The sequence below is a fragment of the Lacinutrix mariniflava genome, assembly GCF_001418015.1.
Taxonomy (GTDB): Bacteria; Bacteroidota; Bacteroidia; order Flavobacteriales; family Flavobacteriaceae; genus Lacinutrix; species Lacinutrix mariniflava.
The window spans coordinates 191,395-214,060 of the sequence record NZ_LIQG01000027.1; the positions used below are offsets into that span (position 1 = coordinate 191,395).

Annotated in this window: 21 protein-coding genes; 8 read left to right on the plus strand and 13 right to left on the minus strand. The window is 31.1% G+C overall.

Annotated features, from left to right (window positions below; genetic code table 11):
• Window positions 1-2: 2 nt before the first annotated feature.
• Together ASC44_RS13330 and gldJ are read right to left on the minus strand one after the other, a co-directional pair.
• Window positions 3-1,286 carry a UDP-N-acetylmuramoyl-tripeptide--D-alanyl-D-alanine ligase gene (locus ASC44_RS13330; protein WP_055448115.1) on the minus strand — a complete coding sequence of 428 codons (1,284 nt, stop codon included), beginning with the start codon at window positions 1,284-1,286 and terminating at the stop codon, window positions 3-5.
• A 155-nt stretch (window positions 1,287-1,441) separates the two neighbouring features.
• A complete protein-coding gene (gene gldJ / locus ASC44_RS13335; protein WP_055448116.1) occupies window positions 1,442-3,106 on the minus strand; it encodes a gliding motility lipoprotein GldJ in 1,665 nt (554 codons plus the stop codon).
• Window positions 3,107-3,380: 274 nt separating this feature from the next.
• On the opposite strand from gldJ, the gene porU reads away from it, so the two are divergent.
• The 8 genes from porU (at window position 3,381) to ASC44_RS13375 (ending at window position 14,456) form a co-directional block, all read left to right on the plus strand.
• The gene (porU, locus tag ASC44_RS13340; RefSeq protein WP_055448117.1) at window positions 3,381-7,253 is read left to right on the plus strand and encodes a type IX secretion system sortase PorU; all 3,873 of its coding nucleotides are present in this window, start codon (window positions 3,381-3,383) and stop codon (window positions 7,251-7,253) included.
• Window positions 7,254-7,286: 33 nt separating this feature from the next.
• Complete coding sequence (porV, locus tag ASC44_RS13345) at window positions 7,287-8,504, plus strand: type IX secretion system outer membrane channel protein PorV (RefSeq protein ID WP_055448118.1); 1,218 nt, start codon at window positions 7,287-7,289, stop codon at window positions 8,502-8,504.
• A 93-nt stretch (window positions 8,505-8,597) separates the two neighbouring features.
• Window positions 8,598-9,080, plus strand: a complete 483-nt coding sequence (cdd, locus tag ASC44_RS13350) for a cytidine deaminase (RefSeq protein ID WP_055448119.1) — start codon at window positions 8,598-8,600, stop codon at window positions 9,078-9,080.
• 177 nt (window positions 9,081-9,257) lie between these two features.
• Complete coding sequence (pdhA, locus tag ASC44_RS13355; RefSeq protein ID WP_055448120.1) at window positions 9,258-10,259, plus strand: pyruvate dehydrogenase (acetyl-transferring) E1 component subunit alpha; 1,002 nt, start codon at window positions 9,258-9,260, stop codon at window positions 10,257-10,259.
• Window positions 10,260-10,262: 3 nt separating this feature from the next.
• Window positions 10,263-11,891, plus strand: a complete 1,629-nt coding sequence (locus ASC44_RS13360; protein ID WP_055448121.1) for a pyruvate dehydrogenase complex dihydrolipoamide acetyltransferase — start codon at window positions 10,263-10,265, stop codon at window positions 11,889-11,891.
• Window positions 11,892-11,940: 49 nt separating this feature from the next.
• Window positions 11,941-12,681 (plus strand): hypothetical protein, encoded by a 741-nt coding sequence (locus ASC44_RS13365; protein ID WP_152973333.1) that lies wholly within the window; start codon window positions 11,941-11,943, stop codon window positions 12,679-12,681.
• A gap of 91 nt (window positions 12,682-12,772) precedes the next feature.
• On the plus strand, window positions 12,773-13,780 hold the full coding sequence (locus ASC44_RS13370) for a M28 family metallopeptidase (RefSeq protein WP_055448123.1): 1,008 nt from the start codon (window positions 12,773-12,775) through the stop codon (window positions 13,778-13,780).
• Complete coding sequence (locus ASC44_RS13375; RefSeq protein WP_055448124.1) at window positions 13,773-14,456, plus strand: SDR family NAD(P)-dependent oxidoreductase; 684 nt, start codon at window positions 13,773-13,775, stop codon at window positions 14,454-14,456. The genes ASC44_RS13370 and ASC44_RS13375 overlap by 8 nt, the downstream gene beginning before the upstream one ends.
• A 135-nt stretch (window positions 14,457-14,591) precedes the next feature.
• On the opposite strand, the gene ASC44_RS13380 is transcribed toward ASC44_RS13375, so the two are convergent.
• The 11 genes from ASC44_RS13380 to ASC44_RS13425 all read right to left on the minus strand — a co-directional run bounded on the left by ASC44_RS13380 (window position 14,592) and on the right by ASC44_RS13425 (window position 22,580).
• Window positions 14,592-16,550: a T9SS type A sorting domain-containing protein gene (locus tag ASC44_RS13380; RefSeq protein WP_055448125.1), complete on the minus strand. Its 1,959-nt coding sequence runs from the start codon at window positions 16,548-16,550 to the stop codon at window positions 14,592-14,594.
• Between the two features lie 734 nt (window positions 16,551-17,284).
• On the minus strand, window positions 17,285-18,097 hold the full coding sequence (locus ASC44_RS13385) for a hypothetical protein (protein WP_055448126.1): 813 nt from the start codon (window positions 18,095-18,097) through the stop codon (window positions 17,285-17,287).
• Window positions 18,098-18,188: 91 nt separating this feature from the next.
• Entirely contained in the window at window positions 18,189-18,812 is a 624-nt protein-coding gene (locus ASC44_RS13390) for a hypothetical protein (protein ID WP_055448127.1), read from the minus strand.
• On the minus strand, window positions 18,809-19,111 hold the full coding sequence (locus ASC44_RS13395; protein ID WP_055448128.1) for a hypothetical protein: 303 nt from the start codon (window positions 19,109-19,111) through the stop codon (window positions 18,809-18,811). Before ASC44_RS13395 ends, ASC44_RS13390 begins: the two co-directional genes overlap by 4 nt.
• A 219-nt stretch (window positions 19,112-19,330) precedes the next feature.
• Window positions 19,331-19,939 (minus strand): hypothetical protein, encoded by a 609-nt coding sequence (locus tag ASC44_RS13400; RefSeq protein WP_055448129.1) that lies wholly within the window; start codon window positions 19,937-19,939, stop codon window positions 19,331-19,333.
• A 2-nt stretch (window positions 19,940-19,941) separates the two neighbouring features.
• Window positions 19,942-20,322, minus strand: coding sequence for a hypothetical protein (locus ASC44_RS13405; protein WP_055448130.1), 381 nt, complete (start codon window positions 20,320-20,322; stop codon window positions 19,942-19,944).
• A gap of 46 nt (window positions 20,323-20,368) precedes the next feature.
• A complete protein-coding gene (locus ASC44_RS13410) occupies window positions 20,369-21,163 on the minus strand; it encodes a hypothetical protein (protein ID WP_152973334.1) in 795 nt (264 codons plus the stop codon).
• A gap of 5 nt (window positions 21,164-21,168) precedes the next feature.
• Window positions 21,169-21,606: a T6SS effector amidase Tae4 family protein gene (locus ASC44_RS18505; RefSeq protein WP_083476306.1), complete on the minus strand. Its 438-nt coding sequence runs from the start codon at window positions 21,604-21,606 to the stop codon at window positions 21,169-21,171.
• Window positions 21,525-21,806, minus strand: a complete 282-nt coding sequence (locus tag ASC44_RS18200) for a hypothetical protein (protein ID WP_055448132.1) — start codon at window positions 21,804-21,806, stop codon at window positions 21,525-21,527. The genes ASC44_RS18505 and ASC44_RS18200 overlap by 82 nt, the downstream gene beginning before the upstream one ends.
• 168 nt (window positions 21,807-21,974) lie before the next feature.
• On the minus strand, window positions 21,975-22,184 hold the full coding sequence (locus tag ASC44_RS13420; protein ID WP_055448133.1) for a hypothetical protein: 210 nt from the start codon (window positions 22,182-22,184) through the stop codon (window positions 21,975-21,977).
• Between the two features lie 144 nt (window positions 22,185-22,328).
• The gene (locus ASC44_RS13425; RefSeq protein WP_152973335.1) at window positions 22,329-22,580 is read right to left on the minus strand and encodes a hypothetical protein; all 252 of its coding nucleotides are present in this window, start codon (window positions 22,578-22,580) and stop codon (window positions 22,329-22,331) included.
• Window positions 22,581-22,666: the final 86 nt, after the last annotated feature.

A 22,666-nucleotide genomic window follows, 5' to 3' on the forward strand; every position in this document is an offset into this window, starting at 1 on the left:
GGTTATACTAATTCTAGTATTCTTTCTAAAGCCATTCCTCTTGAGCCTTTTATTAATATAGTTGTGTTTGTTATATTAATTGAGTTAAGCTTATCTTTTAGTGCTTCAAAAGAATTAAACTGAGTTGCTTTAGCCGAATCATTTTTAGATTGAAAAAAGTTTTCACCAATTAAATAGACAGAATCGATATCTAAGTTACAAGCTAAGTCGGTAATTGCTTGATGCTCTTGCTTTGCTTCATTTCCTAATTCGAACATATCACCTAAGAAAACAATTTTAGTTTCATCTTTAAGCTTACTAAAATTGTCTAGAGCAGCCTTCATGCTTGTAGGATTTGCATTATAAGCATCTAGAATAATTCTATTGGTTGCTTTTTCTATAATTTGAGACCGATTATTAGTAGGTGTATAATCTTCTAAGGCTTTCTTTATCACATTCAATTCTACGTTAAAATGTTTGCCAATTAAAGAAGCAGCACATAGGTTCGTGAAATTATATTGTCCGATAAGTTGAGAGTTAATTATAGCGTCGTCAATTTTAAAAGTTACAAACGGATTAGCTTCTATAAATTCTATTTTTAAATAATTAGTGTCTGTTTCAGAAAAGCCATACTTTCTAATATACTTACTTAATTTTTCTGTTTGAATAGTATCGTCAGCATTTAAAAAGATATGCCTATTGTTTTTTGTTAAATAGTTATAGAGTTCACTTTTGCCATCTATAACACCTTGAATGCTTCCAAAGCCTTCTAAATGTGCTTTTCCAAAATTAGTTATGTATCCATAATCTGGTTTCGCAATGTTGCATAGAAATTCAATTTCCTTTGTATGATTTGCTCCCATTTCTACAATACCAATTTCTGTTTCATCAGTCATTGAGAGCAATGTTAATGGAACACCAATATGGTTATTTAAATTACCTATTGTAGCAGTCGTTTTATATTTTTTTGAGAGTACAGTGTTAATTAACTCTTTTGTTGTTGTTTTACCATTACTACCAGTTAGTGCTATAATTGGTATGCTTAAGTAAGTTCTGTGAAATGATGCTAGGGCTTGCAATGTTTTTAAAACATTAGAAACAAGAATTGTTTTATCTGAAGTTTTATAATCTGCTTCATCAATTATAACATATTTTGCTCCAAGACCTATGGCTTTTTCAGCAAATGTATTACCATTAAAATTATCACCTTTTAAAGCAAAGAACATATTATTCTGTGACACTTTTCTAGTGTCGGTAGAAATAGCATTGCAGTCTAAAAATAGCTTGTGGAGTTGTTCTGTTTTCATTTCTTTTGTTTATTGTTTTGCAAATAACATGTACTCCTCCTTGCTAATTATATCTGTAAGTGATACTGTTTAATATAGGCGAGTTTCAAAAAATAAAAGTATAAAAAAAGTCCTAACTAAACGTTAGGACTTTCAATATTATTTTAAAACTAATATTAGTTTTTAGTTTTGTTTTTAGATTTAGATTTAGAACCAACTCTAGACATTGCACATCTAAACCCTATATAGTCTGTTGCCATATTTTGTGGGAAGTAACGTCTTTGTGCAGGATCTAACCAGTATTCTCTATCTTTCCAAGACCCACCTTTAAACACACGAGCTTCGTCGTTTATTAAAGAGGTTCTTTTGCTACTTTTATCCCATTCTCTAATCATGTTTCCAGAAGAATCCACTTCTGTAGAATGTTTAGGTGAGTTATACATTTTACTAGTAGTAACAACTTCTTCTCCTTCAATTTCATCAAAATTATCATAACTACGAGAAGAGCGTTTGTCTCCATCTCTAAAATTACGGTTATCACTTCTGTCAAAATTTGTTCTTAAATATGTTTCGTCTTCATCTACAGGAACCTGAGCAATTTCTCCTGGTAAGTCTCTTGCAATTACTTTCCCGTTTGGAAGAGTATCAAAAACAATTTCATCTGTAGTTACAATTTTAACCGTACCGTCTTCTGTGATAGCGTTTTTAGTATAAACGTTTCCTCTATAATAGTTGAAATCATTAAATTCATCATCAACAATAGGTCTGTAAACATCGGCAACCCATTCTGCAACGTTTCCAGCCATATCATATAAACCGTAATCATTCGGAGCGTAAGATTTTACTTGAGCAGTAATATCAGCACCATCATCAGACCATCCTGCAATTCCACCGTAATCACCTTTTCCTTGTTTAAAGTTTGCTAATTGATCTCCTTTTACTTTACGTTTTCCTGAACGAGTGTATTGTCCATCCCAAGGATATTTTTTACGACCTCTATAAACATTATAACTTCTAATTTCAGATAAACCTAATGCAGCATATTCCCATTCAGTTTCTGTAGGAAGTCTATATTTAGGAGAAATAATACCTGTTTGTCTTGAAGCGTAAACATTAATTTCTTCACCATTAGCATCAGTTTGTGCTCTTAGTTTTCCGCCTCTTAAAATATCTTCATTACCTCCAAAAGTTTGAGTAGGAGCATTAATGTAAGTGTCGGTACTAAAGTTAGCATCGGCAGTAGCTTCATATTGACTATCCTGCTTTAAGTATCCTTCCTGTTGTAACGCTTTTTCTTGAACTCTATCAGATCTCCAGTTAGCATATTCAACAGCTTGAATCCAACTTACACCAACAACAGGATATTGTCCATAACCTGGGTGACGTAAATAATTTTCTGTCATAACTTCATTGTAACCTAAACGGTTTCTCCATACTAAAGTATCTGGAACGACACCTTCGTAAATTTTTCTGAAATTTTCATCTTCAGGTGGATAAACTTGTTTAATCCAATCTAAATACATTAAGTAGTTTTGGTTGGTTACTTCAGTTTCATCCATGTAAAAAGACTGGATGTGTTGTTGGTTTGGCGTATTGTTCCAATCATGCATGACATCATCTTGAACACGTCCCATTGTAAAAGTTCCTCCTTCTACAAAAACAGTTCCCGGTGGTGTCTCCTGTTCTTTAAATTTTGTGTTGTATTGGAAGCCGCCTTCTTTAGCGTTAATTTCCCAACCAGTGGCACTATCTACGTTTGATCCTCCAGATCTACCACACCCAACCAAGGTCAATGATACTGCTAATAGCATTAAAACCCTTGATACAATTACTTTTTTCATACTGATATGTTTATGTAAGCTAATTATGTTCTTTTTTGCTGACGCAATATAATAATTCTACCTAACTCTACAAGCTATTTCGTAAAATTAACTTTAAATAAATTGTGGTTCAACCTATTTATTTACTTTACATCGATGCTTGATTTTGTTTTTATCGGTGTTTTGAACCATTATAACGTGCATTCTTTTAATTTATTATCGTAATTTTGAAAGGATTTTATGAAAATGTTAAAAATTCAATAATAACATTGAAATAATCACGTTATTTAAAGCAATGAAAAAGATATTATTTGGTATTACAGTACTGCTATGTACTCTAAGCTACTCACAACAAAAGAAATTTAATCTCACATGGAATGCTTCTAAAACCTTATCGACAGGTGGTTATAGTATTACAGTGCCGGATTTTTCACCTAAAGAATATTATAATTTCGACATTAGTAGTGGTATTAGTTTTGTAACGCAATGGGAAACTAATTCCAATATAAAGGAAGGTAATGTAACCTTAACTAATGTTAAGTATAGTTCTATTTCTAAATCTGAGTTAAAAGATCTTGATTTAAAAACGATTCCTTCAGAAATTCAATTTAGTTTAGAAAATGCGCAGGCTCGAGAGGATAAATATGCTTTTTTAACTGTGTCGGCAATTGTTAAAGCTGGAAATAATGCTTTTAAGAAGGTTACTTCTTTTACGGTTAATTATGAAAATTCTAATTCATCTTTTAGAAATAGTAATAGCCCGCCAATTTTTAACTCTGTTTTAAGTTCTGGTACTTGGTATAAGTTTGGGATAAATAAAACAGGAGTTTTTAAACTGTCTAAAAATTTCCTTAATAGTTTAGGGATTAATACCAATGCTATAAACCCAAAAGCAATAGGTGTATATGGGAATGGAGGACAAATGATTCCTTATTTAAATAATGAGAGTTATCCAATAGATCCTGTTGAAAATGCAATTAAAGTTGTTGGTGAGGAAGATGGTGTTTTTAATGATGGTGATTACGTTATGTTTTATGGAGTCGGCCCTAAAGGAGTTGTTGACGACCCGTTGATTAATACTAACATTAATCCATATCAAGATATTACATATTATTATATAAATATAGGATTTGGGAATGGTGAAAGAATTCAAAATATGCTAGAGCCTTCTGGTAACGCTACGGTTACTTTTTCTACTTTTCAAGATTACCAATTTCATGAAGTAGATGATTTTAGTCTTGGTTTTGTAGGCCGAAGATGGTTTGGAGATGAAATGGATATTGAAACAACAAAAACTTTCGATTTTAATTTTCCTAACCTTGTGACTGTTGAGCCTGTTGAATTTGTTTTTTATGGAGCCTCTGCATCAGAAAGTGCAGCTAATTGGATAATTAGTATTGATAATAGTGAGATTACAACTATAGCAACACCAGGTTTTGCTGACCATAATTATGGAGTAGATGCAAGTTATGCAAATGATATACTTGTGGATTCAGATAATATATCTGTAAAAGTTGAATATGATAAATTAGGTGTGCCAAGTGCGATTGGCTATATAGATTATATTTCTCTAGAAGCTACAAGGGATTTGGCTTTTAGCGGAAGTCAGTTTCAGTTTTTTAATAGAGAATCAGCTCAAGCTTCAGGTGTTGGAATGTATAGTGTTGCCAATGCAGCAAGTGTCTCAGAAGTATGGGATATAACAGATGTAAATAACATAACCAATAAGTTAAATTCGGAAGCTGTTTTGAATTTTAAAACAACTTTAGGAAGTTTAAAAAAATATGTGGCTATTACAACTACAGATTTATATGAGCCTATACTTTTAGGGAATTCTTCGGTAACAAATCAAAATATAAAAGGAACTATTTTTAAAAATAACCAAGGCGATTTTGAAGATGTAGATTATGTTATTGTAACACCAAACACTCATTTAGCGCAAGCAAATCGTTTAGCACAAATAAATAGAGATCAAAACAGTCTAAATGTAAAAGTAGTGACTTTAGAGTCTGTTTATAAGGAGTTTAATACTGGAAATAAAGATATTGCAGCTATTAGAAACATGGTTAAATATGTATATGATAACGCAAGTACTCCAGAGAGAAGAATCAAATATTTATGTCTTTTTGGTGATAGTTCATTCGATTATAAAGGAAAAATGTCTTCTAACGCCAATAACGTGCCTTCATGGCATGCATACGACAGTTATAATCTAACAAATTCATTTGTGTCAGATGATTTTTATGGTATGATGGATTCTAATGAAGGAAGTATGATTACTTCAGATAGATTAGACATAGCGGTTGGAAGAATACTTGCCGATTCTCCGGAGCGGGCAAAGCAGATGGTGGATAAAGTTGCAGTTTATTACTCTAAGGAAGCTTTTGGAAGTTGGAGAAATAATTTTATCGCAATTTCTGACGATGTAGATGAAACTTATGAAAGTACATTGCAAGAAACAACAGATGGCATAGCAGATGAGATAACCGCTGCAAAACCTTTTTTAAATGCAGTGAAGATTCATACTGATTCATACCAGCAAGAAGCATCTGCGGGAGGAGATCGTTATCCGGAGGTTACTGGAGCAATTGCAAATGCCATTGAAAATGGAGGATTGGTTGTTAATTATTTTGGACATGGAGGAGAAGATGGTTGGGCATTCGAGAGGTTGTTTCAAAAAGCAGATGTTCAGGCGCTTAGAAATGATTGTAAGTTAGCTTGTTTTGTAACAGTAACATGTGAATACACTAAATTTGATAATCCATTTCGTGTAACAGCAGGTGAATTAGTATATTGGAATAAAACAGGAGGAGCAATTTCTTTAATCACGACAACACGCCAAATTTTTGTATCTGTTGGTGTTGATTTCAATATTAAATTAGAAGAGTATTTGTTTTCATATAATGATTCTGATATCTATGCAGATCATGAATACCCATCAATGGCAGAAGCGCTTAGGCTTACCAAGAATAGTAATAGTATTGCTGGAGTCGGTCAAAAATATTTAGTATTTTATATTGGTGATCCAGCTTTAAAATTAGCATTCCCAAAACCAAATGTAAGATTAACAAAAATAAATGATTTGCCTGCTGCCGGGAATACAGAGGTGTTAGAGGCATTAAGTTACGCTAAGTTATCAGGAGAAGTAACAGATGTTGCTGGTAATTTGTTAACTAACTATAATGGTAAAGTTGTTACCACTATTTACGATAAGCCTATAGAAAGAGAAACATTAGCAAACGATAATACTCTTGATGGAGGTGTGCTTATTAAATTAGAATACGAAACATTAGGTGAAGTTATTTTTAGAGGACAGTCTACCGTTACAAATGGAGAGTTTGAATTCGATTTTATTGTGCCTAGAGATATTGGAATACCAGTTGGTTTTGGTAAGGTTAGTTTTTATGCTTCGACAGAAAGTCCAATAAGTGATCAGTCTGGAGCTACTACAACTACGCTGCAAATTGGAGGTATAAACGAGAACGCAGCAGAGGATAACCTAGGACCAAACATTAACCTGTATATGAATGACGAAAATTTTGTCTCAGGCGGAATAACAAACGAGTCTCCAACATTATTAGTTAAATTACAAGATGAAAATGGAATTAATACAGCAAGTGGAATAGGTCACGATATAGTGGCTCTTTTAGATGGAGATGAAGTAAATCCTTATGTTCTTAATAATTATTATGTCACCGAGTTAGACGATTATACAAGAGGAGGCTTAAGTTTTCCATATAGAGATTTAGAACCTGGTTTACATACTTTAACAGTTAAAGCTTGGGATGTTTACAATAATTCTTCTACTGCAGAGTTACAGTTTAGGGTTTTCGATGAAAATGAAAATTTAGTAATAGAAAACGTACTTAATTATCCAAACCCATTTGTAAACTATACTGAGTTTTGGTTTAGTCATAATAGTTCAGAGGTTTTAGATGTCTCTGTGCAGATATTTACAGTGTCGGGTAAGATAGTAAGAACTTTAAATGGAGAAACAACAGGTGTCGGCACCAAGTCTACGAGTTCAACATCTAGAGATATTGTATGGGATGGTAGAGATGATTTTGGAGACAAAATAGGAAAAGGAACTTATATTTATAAACTAAAGGTCCATTCTAGTGCCACAAATAAAACAGTAGAAAAAATAGAGAAGCTTGTAATCCTGTAATAAAAATTTATATTTGCCAAATAAAATTGATTTATGAAAAAGAATATTTTAATAGTAATTGTGTTAGTTTTTACATTATGTGGTAATGCACAAGAAACAGTGTTCCTTCCAGGAGATACACGAGTAATAACAACAGGAGTACCTTTTCTTTTAATAGCACCAGATGCGCGAGCAGCGGCTATGGGAGATATGGGAGTTGCAACATCTCCAGATGCTTTTTCTCAGCAGTGGAATCCTGCTAAGTATGTTTTCTCTACAGCAAAGTCAGGTGTAGGAGTTAGTTATACACCATATTTAAGTAAATTGGTTAACGACATTTTCTTAGGAAACGTTACTTATTTTAATAGGCTAAACGAACAAAGTGCATTTGCAGCGAGTTTTAAATATTTTGCATTAGGAGATATTGAGTTTGTTGAAGATGAGAATTCAACACCGCTTTTACAGTCGCCAAATGAGTTAACCATAGATTTATCATACAGTTTAAGATTAAGTGAGCAATTTGGAATGGCAGTAGCAATGCGCTATTTACGTTCAGATTTAAAATTAAATTTTGGAGATAATGATGCTTCTGCCGCAAGTACTTTTGGTGTGGATATTACTGGTTATTATCAAAGTGAAGAAGAGGCTTATAACGATTTTAATGGCCGTTGGAGAGGTGGTTTTGCTCTTCAAAATTTAGGACCAAAATTCAAGTACGATGAGGGAGGTCAAGAGAATTTTCAACCAACAACATTACGTTTAGGTGGTGGTTTCGATTTTATTTTCGATCAATACAATAAATTAGGAGCAACCGTTGAATTTGCTAAACTGCTTGTGCCAACTCCACCTAAGTATGGTTTTGTGGATACTGATGGTGATGGAGAACAAAATGAGAACCTTAATTCCGAAGGTTATGAGCCAACAATAATTGTTGAAGGTCAAAGTCAAGATGTAGATTTCGTGTCAGGTATCTTTCAGTCTTTTGGAGATGCACCGGGAGGAGTAACCGAAGAATTACAAGAATTTACTTATGCAGTAGGTTTAGAATATTTATATCAAGACTCTTTTGCTTTTAGAGCGGGTTATTTTAATGAACATGAAACAAAAGGAGCGCGTAAGTTTTTTGCTTTAGGTGCAGGTTTTAAGTATAATGTTCTTAATCTAGATTTGTCATATTTATTTTCAGCGTCGAAAGTGCAAAGTCCACTGGAGAGCACATTACGTTTCTCTTTAACGTTTAATTTAGGAGAAGGCGAGTATACGGAGTATTAAAATACATGTTATTTCAAAAAAATATAAAAACTATTGCTTAACGCAATAGTTTTTTTTTGTGTAAATTGGTCTACAGTTTTTTAATTTTAATAGATGAAAGAAGTAAAAATAGTATCGAAACTTTATGTTTTTGATAGCTTAGAAGAAACACCTAAAGATATTCAAGGTCTCATGCAAAATGCAATAGAAGCTAGAGACAATGCCTATGCGCCTTATTCAAGGTTTCATGTTGGTACATCATTATTGCTAGATAACGGAGAGGTTATTTCGGGTAGTAATCAAGAAAATGCTTCCTATCCTTCTGGCTTATGTGCAGAACGAACAGCTATTTTTTATGCAGGCGCAAAATTTCCCAAAGCCAAGATTGTAAAGATGGCTATAACGGCAGCTTCTCAAAATCAAAAAACGAGTGCGCCAATTCCACCGTGTGGAGCTTGTAGACAGTCTATAGCAGAGTACGAAACTAAGCAAGACCAAGCCATAGAAATATATTTTATGGGAGAAGTTGGAGAGGTTATGAAATCTAATTCATTAGCCAATTTATTGCCTTTCGGATTCGATTCTTCCAATCTATAACGTTTTCGTAAATAATAAGTCAATTTTCACTTTTGGAATACCAATTCAAAGTGTTACTTTTGTTAGTGTAACTAAATATTGAAAATTTGTTTTTATAAATTATTAATATTTTTTAGTTGAACTAATACCAATTTTAAATTGGTATCTTTTTTAATTTACTGAAAAGAAACACCAAAAATGCAAAAAATAACTAAAGAAGTATACCTTAAATGGTATGAAGACATGTATTTCTGGAGAAAGTTTGAAGACAAGCTTGCTGCAGTTTATATCCAACAAAAAGTTAGAGGATTCCTTCATTTATATAATGGTCAGGAAGCAGTATTAGCAGGCGCTTTACATGCAATGGACTTAACCAAAGATAAAATGATTACTGCATATCGTAATCACGTACAGCCTATAGGTATGGGAGTAGATCCTAAACGTGTAATGGCAGAATTATTTGGTAAAGCAACAGGAACATCTCAAGGTTTAGGTGGTTCTATGCATATTTTTTCTAAAGAGCACCGCTTTTTTGGAGGTCATGGTATTGTTGGAGGTCAAATTCCATTAGGAGCAGGAATGGCTTTTGGAGATAAATACCACGATGTAAATGCTGTAACTATTTGTTGTTTTGGTGATGGAGCTGCGAGACAAGGTTCTTTGCATGAAACTTTTAACTTAGCAATGCTTTGGAATTTACCTGTAGTATTCGTTTGTGAAAACAACGGTTATGCCATGGGAACAAGTGTAGAGCGTACAGCAAACCATACAGATATTTGGAAATTAGGGCGTGGATACGAAATGCCTTCTGGACCAGTAGATGGAATGAACCCTATTAAAGTTGCCGAAGCTTTTGATGAAGCAATTACGCGTGCAAGAACAGGAGGAGGACCAACTTTCTTAGAAGTAAAAACATACAGATATAGAGGGCACTCTATGTCAGATGCACAACATTATAGAACAAAAGCTGAGGTAGAGGAATACAAGAAAATTGACCCTATCAAGCAGGTGAAAGATATTATTCTTAAAGAAAAATATGCTACCGAAGACGATTTAAAAGCAATCGATAAACGCGTTAAGGCTTCTGTAGCTGAATGTGAGAAATTTGCAGATGAATCTCCATATCCTGAAAAGAGCTTAATGTATGATGCAGTATACGAGCAAGAAGATTATCCATTTATAGAGCACAAAATAAAATAAGCTATGGCTGAAGTAATAAACATGCCGCGTTTAAGCGACACAATGGAAGAAGGCACTGTAGCAAGTTGGCTTAAAAAAGTAGGTGATAAAATAGAGGAAGGCGATATTTTAGCTGAAATTGAAACGGATAAAGCTACTATGGAATTTGAGTCTTTCAACGAAGGAGTCTTATTACATATTGGTATTCAAGAAGGAGAAACTGCAAAAGTAGATACACTTTTAGCTATTATAGGAGATGAAGGAGAAGATATTTCTGGATTATTAAGCGGAAGCACTGCGGAAACAAAAACAGAAACATTAACTGAAGATAAAGCAGAGGATGTTACTGAGAGCGTGAGTGAAGAATCTAAAGAAGAGGCTTTGCCTGAAGGTGTTATAGTAGTAACTATGCCACGTTTAAGTGATACAATGGAAGAAGGAACTGTGGCAACATGGTTAAAGAAAATTGGAGATACTGTTGAAGAAGGAGATATTCTTGCCGAAATTGAAACAGATAAAGCCACAATGGAATTCGAATCTTTTCAATCTGGAACTTTATTGTTTATAGGTTTAGAAGAAGGAGCTTCAGCAAAAGTAGATTCTTTATTAGCTATTATTGGACCTGCAGGAACAGATGTTTCATCTATTGCGAAAAACTTTAAGACCGAAGGTTCTTCAGCTAAAAAAGAAGAAGCGCCAAAAGAAGAGGCTACAAAGGAAAAGGTTAAAAAAGTAGAAGATAAAAAAGAGGCGCCTAAGCAAGAAGCTAAAGCAGTTGTTTCAAATACAAATACAGACTCAGGTAGGTTATTTGTCTCTCCTTTGGCCAAGAAAATGGCAGAAGAGAAAGGCATCCAACTAAGTCAAGTTAAAGGTTCTGGCGAAAATGGTCGTATTGTAAAACGGGATATTGAAAACTTTACACCTTCAGCACAATCAGCCTCAGTTGGTAAGTTTGTTGCGACAGGACAAGAAGATTTTAATGAAATTCCAAACTCAAATATGCGTAAGGCCATTGCTAAAAACTTAGCAAAGTCTAAATTTACGGCACCACATTATTATTTAAATGTGGAGTTTGATATGGAAAATACAATTGCTTTTAGAAAGCAATACAACTCTATACCAGATGTAAAGATTTCTTATAACGATATTATTGTTAAAGCATGCGCGTTAGCATTAAAGGCACACCCGCAAGTAAACTCTCAGTGGTTTGACGATAGAATGAAATTAAACCATCACGTACATATTGGCGTAGCTGTAGCAGTGCCAGACGGATTGTTAGTGCCTGTAGTTAAATTTGCAAACGAGCAAAGTTTACCTCAAATTGGTGCAGCTGTTAAAGAATTAGCAGGTAAAGCAAGGAACAAAAAACTTGGTTTAGACGAAATGGAAGGTAGTACATTTACTATTTCTAATTTAGGAATGTTTGGTATCGATAGTTTTACGTCTATTATTAATCAGCCTAATTCTGCTATTTTATCTGTTGGTAATATTGTTGAAAAACCAGTAGTTAAAAACGGACAAATTGTAGTTGGTAATACAATGCAATTATGTTTAGCCTGTGATCACAGAACGGTTGATGGAGCAACAGGTGCACAGTTTTTACAAACATTAAAAGGCTATATTGAAAGTCCGGTAACAATGTTAGTTTAAGCTAATTGATAAAATTGATTAACCTATTATAAACAAAAAACGAACTAAAATGAAGAACATTAAAGCTATAGTATTAATGACGTTTCTTTCATTATCCATGTTAATTGGTAATGCTCAAAAAAAGAAAGTTGCAGTAATTACTTTTTACGCAGATAAAACTATTGATTTGTCAGCATTAAGTGCTTCGGCAGATTTAATTGCTAAAAATACAAAGCTAAGTGATGATCCTGATTTTAATTTAACAGAGCCATTAAAAAAATTGCATAATGCTTTTTTTAGTGAGTATACTAAGAACTTCGATTTCGAAATTATTGATGAAAAAGAAGTATTATCTAACGAAGTTTACAAGGAATTTGTACCTACTTATGAAGAAGCAGGATCGCTTTTAACAAATGTTGAAACAACCACAACTATAGAAGGTTATAATGTTATTCCTTCTTACAGAAGAAATGTTAAAGATTTAAAGGTGGTAGCAGAAGCTCTAGGAGTAGATGCTATTATGTTTGTTAATCTATCATTCGGATTTGTTAAAACAGGAATAGGAAGCTTGGGATATGTTAGTGTGCAAGCTAGGTATGCTATGGATCTATTTACAAAGGATAATAATAGTATTTTTCAATTTAGAGAAATTGCAGGTTCTAAAAAGAAAGCAGTAATGGTTGGAGGTATTCCAGTAATGAATACAAGTAAAATACAACCAATGTGTGAAAGTGCTGTAGAAAAATTAATGAAAGATTTAAATAAAAAAGTACAGCGTTTAGCAAAAAAAGCAAATAAGAAAATGAAATAGATATCAACCTTTTTTATGTAAATATTAAAAAGCCTGAATCAAGAATTTGATTCAGGTTTTTTTTATCTTTAAACTCAAATAAAATAAACAAATGAAAATACTAACTACATTAGGTGTAATGGCCTTATTTATAGGTTGCGATTCTACAAAAACGGCAACAACAAGTACAAGTGCAAGTAGCACGACAACAACAGTAGAAACGAAGCTTAATGAGGAGGTGAAAACAATTGATTTTGTTACTGCAGATGAGATTAAAGAAATAGTATCTTTCTTAGCTTCAGATGAGCTGGATGGTAGAGATACAGGTAGCGAAGGTATAGAGGTAGCTGCAAGTTATATAGAAACTAAATTTAAGTCTTATGGTTTAAAACCGTACTTCGACACGTATAGAGATAATTTTGAAATAGGAGGACTAAGCGCTTATAATGTTATTGGTTATTTAGAAGGAACAGATCCAAAACTTAAAAACGAGTTTATTGTTATTGGAGCACATTACGACCATATTGGTACAGCAAAAGATGTAAACGGAGATACTATTGCAAACGGAGCAAATGATAATGCAGCTGGAACTAGTGGTGTATTGTCTTTGGCGAAGTATTTTTCTGAAAAGAAAACAAATAAAAGAAGTATCATTTTTACAACTTTTACAGCCGAAGAAAAAGGGTTGTTAGGTTCTAAGCATTTAGCCGAAAGGTTAAAGGAAAGCGATATCAACCTATATACAATGATAAATATTGAAATGATTGGTGTACCATTTGTAGGTAGAGATTACGAAGCCTTTATTACTGGTTACGAACTTTCTAACCTAGCCGAAAAAATGAATGACTATGCAGGTGAAAAACTTATTGGAGCCTCAGATGTAGCAAAAAAGTATGGATTGTTTAAGCGTTCAGATAATTATGCTTTTTATGAAGCGTTTAAAGTGCCAAGTCATACAGTATCGTCGTGCGATTTAACAAACTTTGATTTTTACCATCATGTAGACGATGAGGTCGATAAGTTAAATTATCCTTTTATGGCAAGATTAATTAATAAATTAGCACCAGTTTTAGAGCAAATGGCTAATGCTCCAACACAAGATATTAAAATGAATGAGTAAGAATATAATTATTACAGGAACAAGTAGAGGTATAGGTTTCGAGTTGGTACATTTATTAGCCAACCAAGGTCATAATGTTTTAGCATTGTCAAGAAACGCACAACCGGTTAGTAATTTACATTTCGATAATATCGAGTCTTTTGCATTCGATTTAGGGAAAAAAGAAGACTACAAAAAAGTTGAAGACTATGTTTCTGAAAATTGGAAACAAGTAGATGTACTTATTAATAATGCAGGTGCATTATTAAATAAACCATTTGCAGAAACAACAATGGAAAATTTCGAGCACGTTTATAAAACGAACGTTTTTGGTGTTGCCGAAATGACACGTCGTGTTATACCTTTCATGAAAAAGGAGAGCCATGTTATTACCATAAGTTCTATGGGTGGAGTGCAAGGTAGCGTTAAGTTTCCTGGTTTGTCGGCATATAGCTCTAGTAAAGGTGCTGTAGTAACGTTAACAGAGCTTTTAGCTGAAGAATATAAAGAAACTGGACCAAGCTTTAATGTGCTTGCTTTGGGTGCTGTACAGACCGAAATGCTTGAAGAAGCTTTTCCTGGTTATCAAGCACCAACAACAGCATTAGAAATGGCAGAATATATAGCTGATTTTTCTTTAAATGGGAATAAGTACTATAACGGAAAAATGCTGCAGGTTTCTAATTCTACACCTTAGAATTTTACGATATTAATAACTTAGATCAATTGACTTGTTCCAATTGATCTAAGTTTTGTTTTAAATAAGAGTAAAGTTAAATTGAGGATTATTTTAATATTTGGATGTTAGTCTAAATAAAAAAGTAAATATATTTTACTTCTTCACTATCCTTTTTGTCATTTGCTTAGTGTCTGTATTAATTTTTAAAAAGTACACGCCATTTACTAAGTTTTTAATACTAATTTGAGTCTCTTTTTTATTATTTATAGGTTTACTATATACAGTAATACCTAGCATATTAATAATCGATACATTAGTTATATTACTACTTTCGTTAGTGTTTAATGCTATATTAATTAAAGATGCTGTTGGATTAGGATATAATTTAAATGTTGAATAATTGTTTTCGGCATTAAGGCTTAATGAATTTTCATCATATTCATAGACACCTACATCGGGTGCGGTACCGTTATAGGCTCTACTTAGTTTTTGACCGTCTACCCATGTTAAAGGCACATCTAAAGTAATAGTATTAGTTGCATAGTTAACATTAGTGATAGTCGCTCTTTCTGTTTGGCCTTCAAGTTGAATGAGATCTCCATAAAAATCAGAAACACCAAAATTATCGACAAAATAAGAAGCATCTGCTACTACCATGGTTGTTCCACTTCCAGATGAGGTTGTTTCTGTAAGAAAAGCACCAGCATCAATCATTGGGCTACCTTGTGTTAAATGAAAATCGTAAGTTGATGGATCGATAAAATTTGGGTTAGATTGAAGACTGTTTAAAAATAACTGAGGGTGATTGGTTTCCCACCAAGTTAATGACTCAGGAGCAGGATTTGATGAAGAATTACGACTACCATAGGCAATGGTGTACAATTCTTCAATTTGAGAATTATAAATATTATTATTGTCTATTATTACGTCTGTAGTTCTACCAGTTAAAATCTGTACAGGTTTAGTATCTAACTCGTCATACCAAGACCAACGAGTATCGCGTTGAATAAATTTATTTTCAAAAAGAATGTTGTTTTTTATTTCTTGATCATTAAAAGTGTAAGCTGTAGATCCAGAAATATCTATGGCTCCAAATTCATTGTTGTAAAAATCGTTATTGTAAATCCTGTTTCCGTAATTAAAAGTTGCTTCATCAGAATATAAGGTTAAAGATATTGGCGGTCCTTGACACTCGTAGAATATATTATTTCTAATAATACCATTTTGTCCGGCATATTGAATACCGGAATAAGGAGAGGCATCAATAGGAGAAGTCGTAAAAGCAAAAACATTGTTCTCTATTAAATTATGCTTCGTGTCATCAAACGAAGTAATTTTAGAATAAGGAGCCGTGCCATGTCCTACGTAATCACAATCATAAACTTCTCCTATTTTTTGAAATTCGTTATGGAAATAGTTTTCACGTATAACATTGTAGTTACTACATTTTAAGGTCCATAACACATGGTTTGCTCTAGTTACTGTATTGCCATCAATTAAATTATAATTCGATTTAATTAATGCTATATTGTCTTGAGTTGTACTATCTATTACATTATTAGTAATCCTATTGTAATTTGAGTCTTGAAAGAATAATCCTGTTTTAGAGCTGCCTCCTACATCAACAGCATTTTGGAAGGTATTATTTCTTAAAACAATATTGTGCGAGCCTAAGGCATTTAACCATCGTCTTACATTTTTAATTTTTAATCCTTCAATTGTGATATAATCTACTTCATAAATTAAAATTGCTGGAGATAGAGTAATTCCAGTAATCATGACCTCTTCATTGTTATAGTTTTTGTAAACTATTCTATCTAATGCTGTACCAGAATTGGCAGGTGTTAATTGTGTATTAAATATGCCTTCTCTAATATAAACAGTGTCGCCAGCAGCAGCAATTGCTGTGGCTCCTGCTAAAGTGCTATAGGCATCACCATCTGCTCCAGAGCAATCTCGATTGGTAATAGAGTAGTCGCCTATACAGTTTGAGCTTAATTGGTTGTCTACATAAATTGTTTCTTGAGCAAATGCAGACATGGAGGAAAAAAAGAAACTAATACCCATTAGTATAGCAGCTTTTTTGTTGTAAAATGTAATTTGATTTTTCATTCGTTATAAAGTAATTAAAGATTTATGTCAATTATAAAAAGCTTTTAATTTTTTCATTTTTTTTAAATGAAAAGAAGCCGTTTTATTAACATAAAAAGGTTTTTATTTATAGCGAATGCATTAAAAATATAATCAAATATTTTAGCGGAGGTTTTAATTAAAATCGTGTTTACGTTTTAATACGTGTACCTTTATTTGATTTTTTTACAAAAAACTAGATCTCATCAATAGATTAAGAGCTTTGTTATTAGTTATTTAACAATGCATTTTGGTTTGGTATAGATATTTGTATACCATTGGTTAGTTTAAATTGTAAGTACGGCTTTTTTTTTGACAATATGAAGAGTTGAAAACAATATAAATTTTGAAATTGTTTGACTTTAAATTTAAGGAGTTTAGGTTTTTATCATTTGAAAAAAAACAAGAGATTAAAAATAATAATAGTGTTTTTTTAATAAATTAAAATGGTTTTAGGAAAATAAAGGGCCTGAGCATATTGTAAAAATTTAACTTTCACATCTATTAATCTATTTCGAAATAACGTTGAACTAAAAATTCAGGCGTTTTTTTATGAGCTATATTTAATCTTACTTTTAAACCTCAGATATAGTATTATTGAAAGCAATAAAATACCAGTTAATACATATAAAATATTATCAAAAAGCCAAATAATGACTTTATCAAACCAATTGCAATGCACTCCTGCTTTTGATTATTAAACGTTTGTTATATAGTTAGTTAGGGTCGGTATTTATAGCGTTAATAGTATCTATTGTTACTTTGCTTAAATCTAATTTAAAGGTCAAGAAGGTTTTATTTATTTTTACAAGATTAAACATTTTTATATTTTGATCTACTAAATGAAGGTCGATATAACTTGCTTTAATATTATTTTTAAAATTTAAAGAGATGGTGTCATTAATAACCACTTTATATTTTGTTAGATCGTCTATAAATTTCTTGGTTTTAACTGTTACTAATATAGAATCGTATTTCTTTAGAATGGGATTGCTAATATTTATAAACCTTGTGTTTTTTTTATTAAAGGATTCATAGTCTAAATGTGTGTTTTTAAGATCTAATAATTCAATTGAGTTTTTATAAAAATAAGGGTGAGACTTTAGAATCCTTATTTTTTCTTTTATTTTAACTAACGCGATTGTTTCAAGATTAATGTAGTTAATTGAATCTAGAAAAGGAGTTTTAAAAGTATAATTGAAAGATGAAATTTTCTTATTCTTAATTATTTTTGTGGAGTCTCCAGGTATTATTACGTTGACTATTGTGTCTTTTAATACGCCAATACTAAATATGACGTCATTAATTTTTTCGAAGTCACCAGACCTTTCGTCTAATAAAGTAATCAATTTTATCTTCTTTATTTTGCAATTATCATCATAATAAACGGAAGTAAGGATTTCAGACTTATCAAATATTTTATCTTTTACAACTATATCTTTTTTGTAACAAGAAGTTGTTGTTTCTTTTTTTTGTTTACAAGAAAAAAAGTTTATGATTACTAATAGAGAGAATAATGTAGTTTTCATATTTAATAGCAAAATACTCATATAATCTTTATGTTTAAAAGAAGAATAGGTGAATTATAGTTTACAAAGGAATATAAAACAAAATTAGTTTTTAGTTAAAAATATCTTCAACAGAATGAATACCTGTTGTCATAAATACTTTCTCAAAAGAATTTTTATTTAATAAAAAGAACTTTTTTGTTGTTTTCGGTAAACTATTGTCAGAAAATATATTAAAAGAAATTATTGTGATTTTATTTTTTTTACTATCTAATATGAATACTAATCCTCTTTTAAAAAAATCATGATACTTATTAAGATTTTCATCGTTTTTTTTTAAATTTTTAATTTTCAAAAAAATATCTTCAGAGTTTTGTTTTTCATTATAAACAATTTCAGAAAAAGTGTATCTTTCACTTCTAGCAGATGATACACATTCTATGCGTTCTTTGAGAAAAAGGTCATTAAAATTTTTCTTGGTAATTGCAAAATAAAATCCTGGATCTATTTTATTTAATATATTAATTTTATTGTCGAGTTCTTTATAGATTTTGAAATCTTGCTTTTCTTTTAGACAAAGATTAATATTTGTATCAGCATTTATTTCTTTCGTTTGATCTTTAACTTCTAATTGAGAATTAAGAGGAATTTTAGAATTAATAATTGCGTCTTCATTTTTATTCTTACAATTAAACAATAAAGTAATAATTATAAAATAACTTATTATTGTTTTCATTTTATATCTTTTAAATTGGCTCCAAGAAATATTTTGTTATTATCTGAAAAAGAATAACTTCTATTTATACCAGAATAATCATAAAAATTTATTCCTTCAATGTTACTGGAACTATCTTTTATATACGATTTAAAAATAACTGAATGTCCTACACTAAAATTGTCATTAGAAATTTGATTAATTGAATCTTTAATGGCTTTTTTTAGTGTTTCAAAATTGATAAATCCATTTGTGTTCCAATACTGGAGCATGGCTCCTTCTTGCAAACAACCATCTTTCACACCAGCGTTATCTATCAAGACTGCATGGTTTTTAGCAGCTAAAGCACCTCCAACACCGTAGACGAAATTTCAAAACCATTTTCTGTATAATCAGCTACTCCAACTAGTTGGTCAAGAAATTGAAATTTAAATTTTCCATCTTCTTTTTATAAAATGATTGATAATCGTCATTATAAGCACCAATGAAAACATAGTAGCCATTATCAGGGCATTTACTTTTTTATATAATCAATTGGGTTATTTTCGTAAATCTTTATATTGACAAAGTTTTATATTTTCGCATAAAATAACATCACTATCTATAGTATCATATAATAACTCAATTAGTTCACCTTCTGATTTTAGGAAATTCCAATTAGCAGGAATATCTATAAAGTTTGCTTCTTTATTGTTTTTCATTGCGAAAATTAAAACACGTTCTGTTGTATAGCCTTCCGTAGATTTTCCTTGAGCATTTTCTAGAAAAGGTTTTATAGAGATAGAATCGTTTGTATGCTTTAGTGTATGCAAATAAAACACACAGTCTTTTTTATATGTGTAACTTGTCGTTTTTATGGCTACTTCATTTTGGTTTAAATCTATCAATCTATCCATAAACCCAATGCTATTACTCATCCAATCTTGATGTTTATTTTTTGTGTGTTTAACATTTTCAAGTGTGCTTAGCAGTTGTTTAAAATTAAAAGTGCTGGTTAAAGTGTTTTTAATGGTAATGATAGATACATTATCTTTTAATGTGTCTAAAGCTATTTGTTCTTTATGTATGTTCTTTTCACTCTTAACTTTTTGTTCTTTACAACCCAAATTAATTAAGATAAGTAGTAAAAATAATAAATGCTTTTTCATAATTATTTCTTTTTGCTTCTTAGTTGATACAACTCTAGTTTCATAGGGAAACTAAATCGATACCTATATATATTATCTAGAAGTTTAGAGCTTTCAAAATCATTTTCTGTATAATCAGCTATTCCAACTAGTTGGTCAAGAAATTGAAATTTATATGTTTCATCTTCTTTTTGTACAATGATTGTAAATGAATGATAATCGTCATTATAGGCACCAATGAAAACATAGTAGCCATTATCAGGACATTTACTTTTCATATAATCAACGGGACTTTCTTTAAAACTTTTTAAAGCATTATCTGTATTTCCTGCTGTACCATTACTATTTAAAACTTTTTTGTTGTTAACATCTAGAACTCTAAACGGTTTAGATGTCCATTGCATAAAAGCCTGTTTTTAAGAAATGTCGTTTCTATTCATTTTAATACAATCATTTATCACTTTTATTCTCCAAGAGTGTAAATTTGTTTCCGCTTTGCGACTCTAAAATCACACCACTATCTTTCCATTTGAAAAAGTAATCAATTGTATCGAGTTTAATAAGGTAGTTGCCATTTAAGTTATAACCTGTAAATGTGTAGTTTTTAAATTTTGATGAATTATTAATTGTGTTTTTAGCTAAATTGAAAGTTATATTTTTATCTATTTTAATTTGATTTTCATTATACAAGTCAAATGTTTTATTATAAAATGATATTGTATGAATATTTTTGATTAATGAAGCGTTTTTAAAAGGAATGTCACCTATGCCTGAAGTGTATTTGATAGTGTCTCTTTTAGATATAAAATTAATTCCATTTTTTCTCTTCACAATAAATAGAGAGTCTTTATTCTTAAATTCATGTTTATTCCAAGATGGCAAATAATACGTGCTATCATTTATTACTTTTATTTTGATTTTTCTGTATTCTAATAAACCGCTTTCCGCATAAATATTATAATTCTCCCAATTCTCAATATAAACAGATTCAAAAGGATAATCTCCTTCATTTCTTTTTGCGTTATTAACACCATTAACATATATAGATTTTAAAAATTGAATAGGGACCCAAGTGTTATTGTTTACGGTTTTAGGTTCGTAGTTTATGATTCTGTTATTTATTGTTTTAGTGTCTAATTTAGTTATTACACTATCAGTTGATACAAGTATTGGATGTCTATTTTGTATCTTGTTTTCTTTACAAGAAACAATTCCGACTAATAAAAATGCAATTAAATATTTCATGTTATCTATTTTAATTCCCAGTACCATATTTCGTCTGCTGCGTATAATCCTGAGCCTGTTTGTCCATGATATATAACATCAATATGGCTAATACCTCCATTGCTTTTATCCCATAAAAATACAATTCCATGAGCGTTATTAGGATTAAATTGGGAAGGGTTTTTTATTTTTTTTGGTTTGAAAACATTATTATGTAACCAATCGGCAAAACCTTTCGAGGATCGAGCATACCCTTCAGTAGTTTTATTTATTCCCGGGTATGAATTTATATTGAAATTTGAGTTAATTAGGCCATAAGAGAGTCTTATTGCACACTGATTACGCGCGTAACTATCAGAGCTTGGTGTAGCTCTTTGATTTCTTATATTTGTAGGGTATTTGTAGGGTATTTGTGGATTATCTCTCCTAAACTTGGCAGTCCTCCTCCGTTTTTTAAACTCCAATCAAATTTAAACTTATCCTCTGTTAGTTTTTCTTTTTCTGTTTTTAAGCTAATAAATTTTTTGTCGGCAAAAGATTTATATTCATAGTTAGGAATTAATATAGTTCTATTGTTCTTAAATTCAGATTTTACTTCTCCCAAAAACTCACCATTAGAACTGCTGTAAAAAAATATTTTTGATTTAACTACAATGGTTTCCACCTTAAAACACCCACAAAACAAATTCTCATATTCGCCTATAAAAGTATCTTCATCATCATTAGCTATAAACCTTAAATAAAAATCAATACTTTTTTCTTCTTCTGTTATCTCTATTTCTACATCGATTTCCGTACCAAGTTTAAGTTTAGGTTATCACTAAATTTAGTTTCATTCTTTGTTCAAAATAGAATCGTTAATAAAATAGAATTTTTTAAGGTTTTCTATAGTTGCTCTATTATTTCCAATATAGAAAGAAGTATTATCTTTACCAATAGTAGCATACGATTCAGATTTGTTTCTTCGACCTACAAAAGTTTTAAAGCTTTTAGAGTCTACTTCATATTTAAGTTTTTTCGAGATAATAAATTTCTTTTCCAACTCTTAAATAACCTCCTCCTAAAAGCTCGTGATCACTTTTATCACCAGCAATAAAGAATTTTGGAGGTGTTGAGGCTTCATAGGAATAGATGTAATTTTTATCCCAATAATAGTTTTCGATTGGGTTTTCTAAGTAATATTGATTTAGGACCTTTTTTTATATTCTTCTGTTTTGTTCAGGGATTCAAATGTAGGGAAGTCAATAATATTTTCTATGTTTTTCTTTTTTCCATCAATATTGATTATATTAAAAAAAGTATCGATTTTTTTCTTTTGACCAAGAGGGTAAGATAATTTTAGGAATGTTTGGCGATTTGTATCAATTTTAACTAAGTTAGTTTCTTTTTTACATCCTAAGGGGCTAATAAATAAAAAATTTTTCGTTGTATTTTCCATGAAATAGTTTTTTAAGAGCATTAAACCTTATGCTTACTATATTATATGAAAAAAACATTATTGTGGCTGAATTCGGGTTTAAAAGT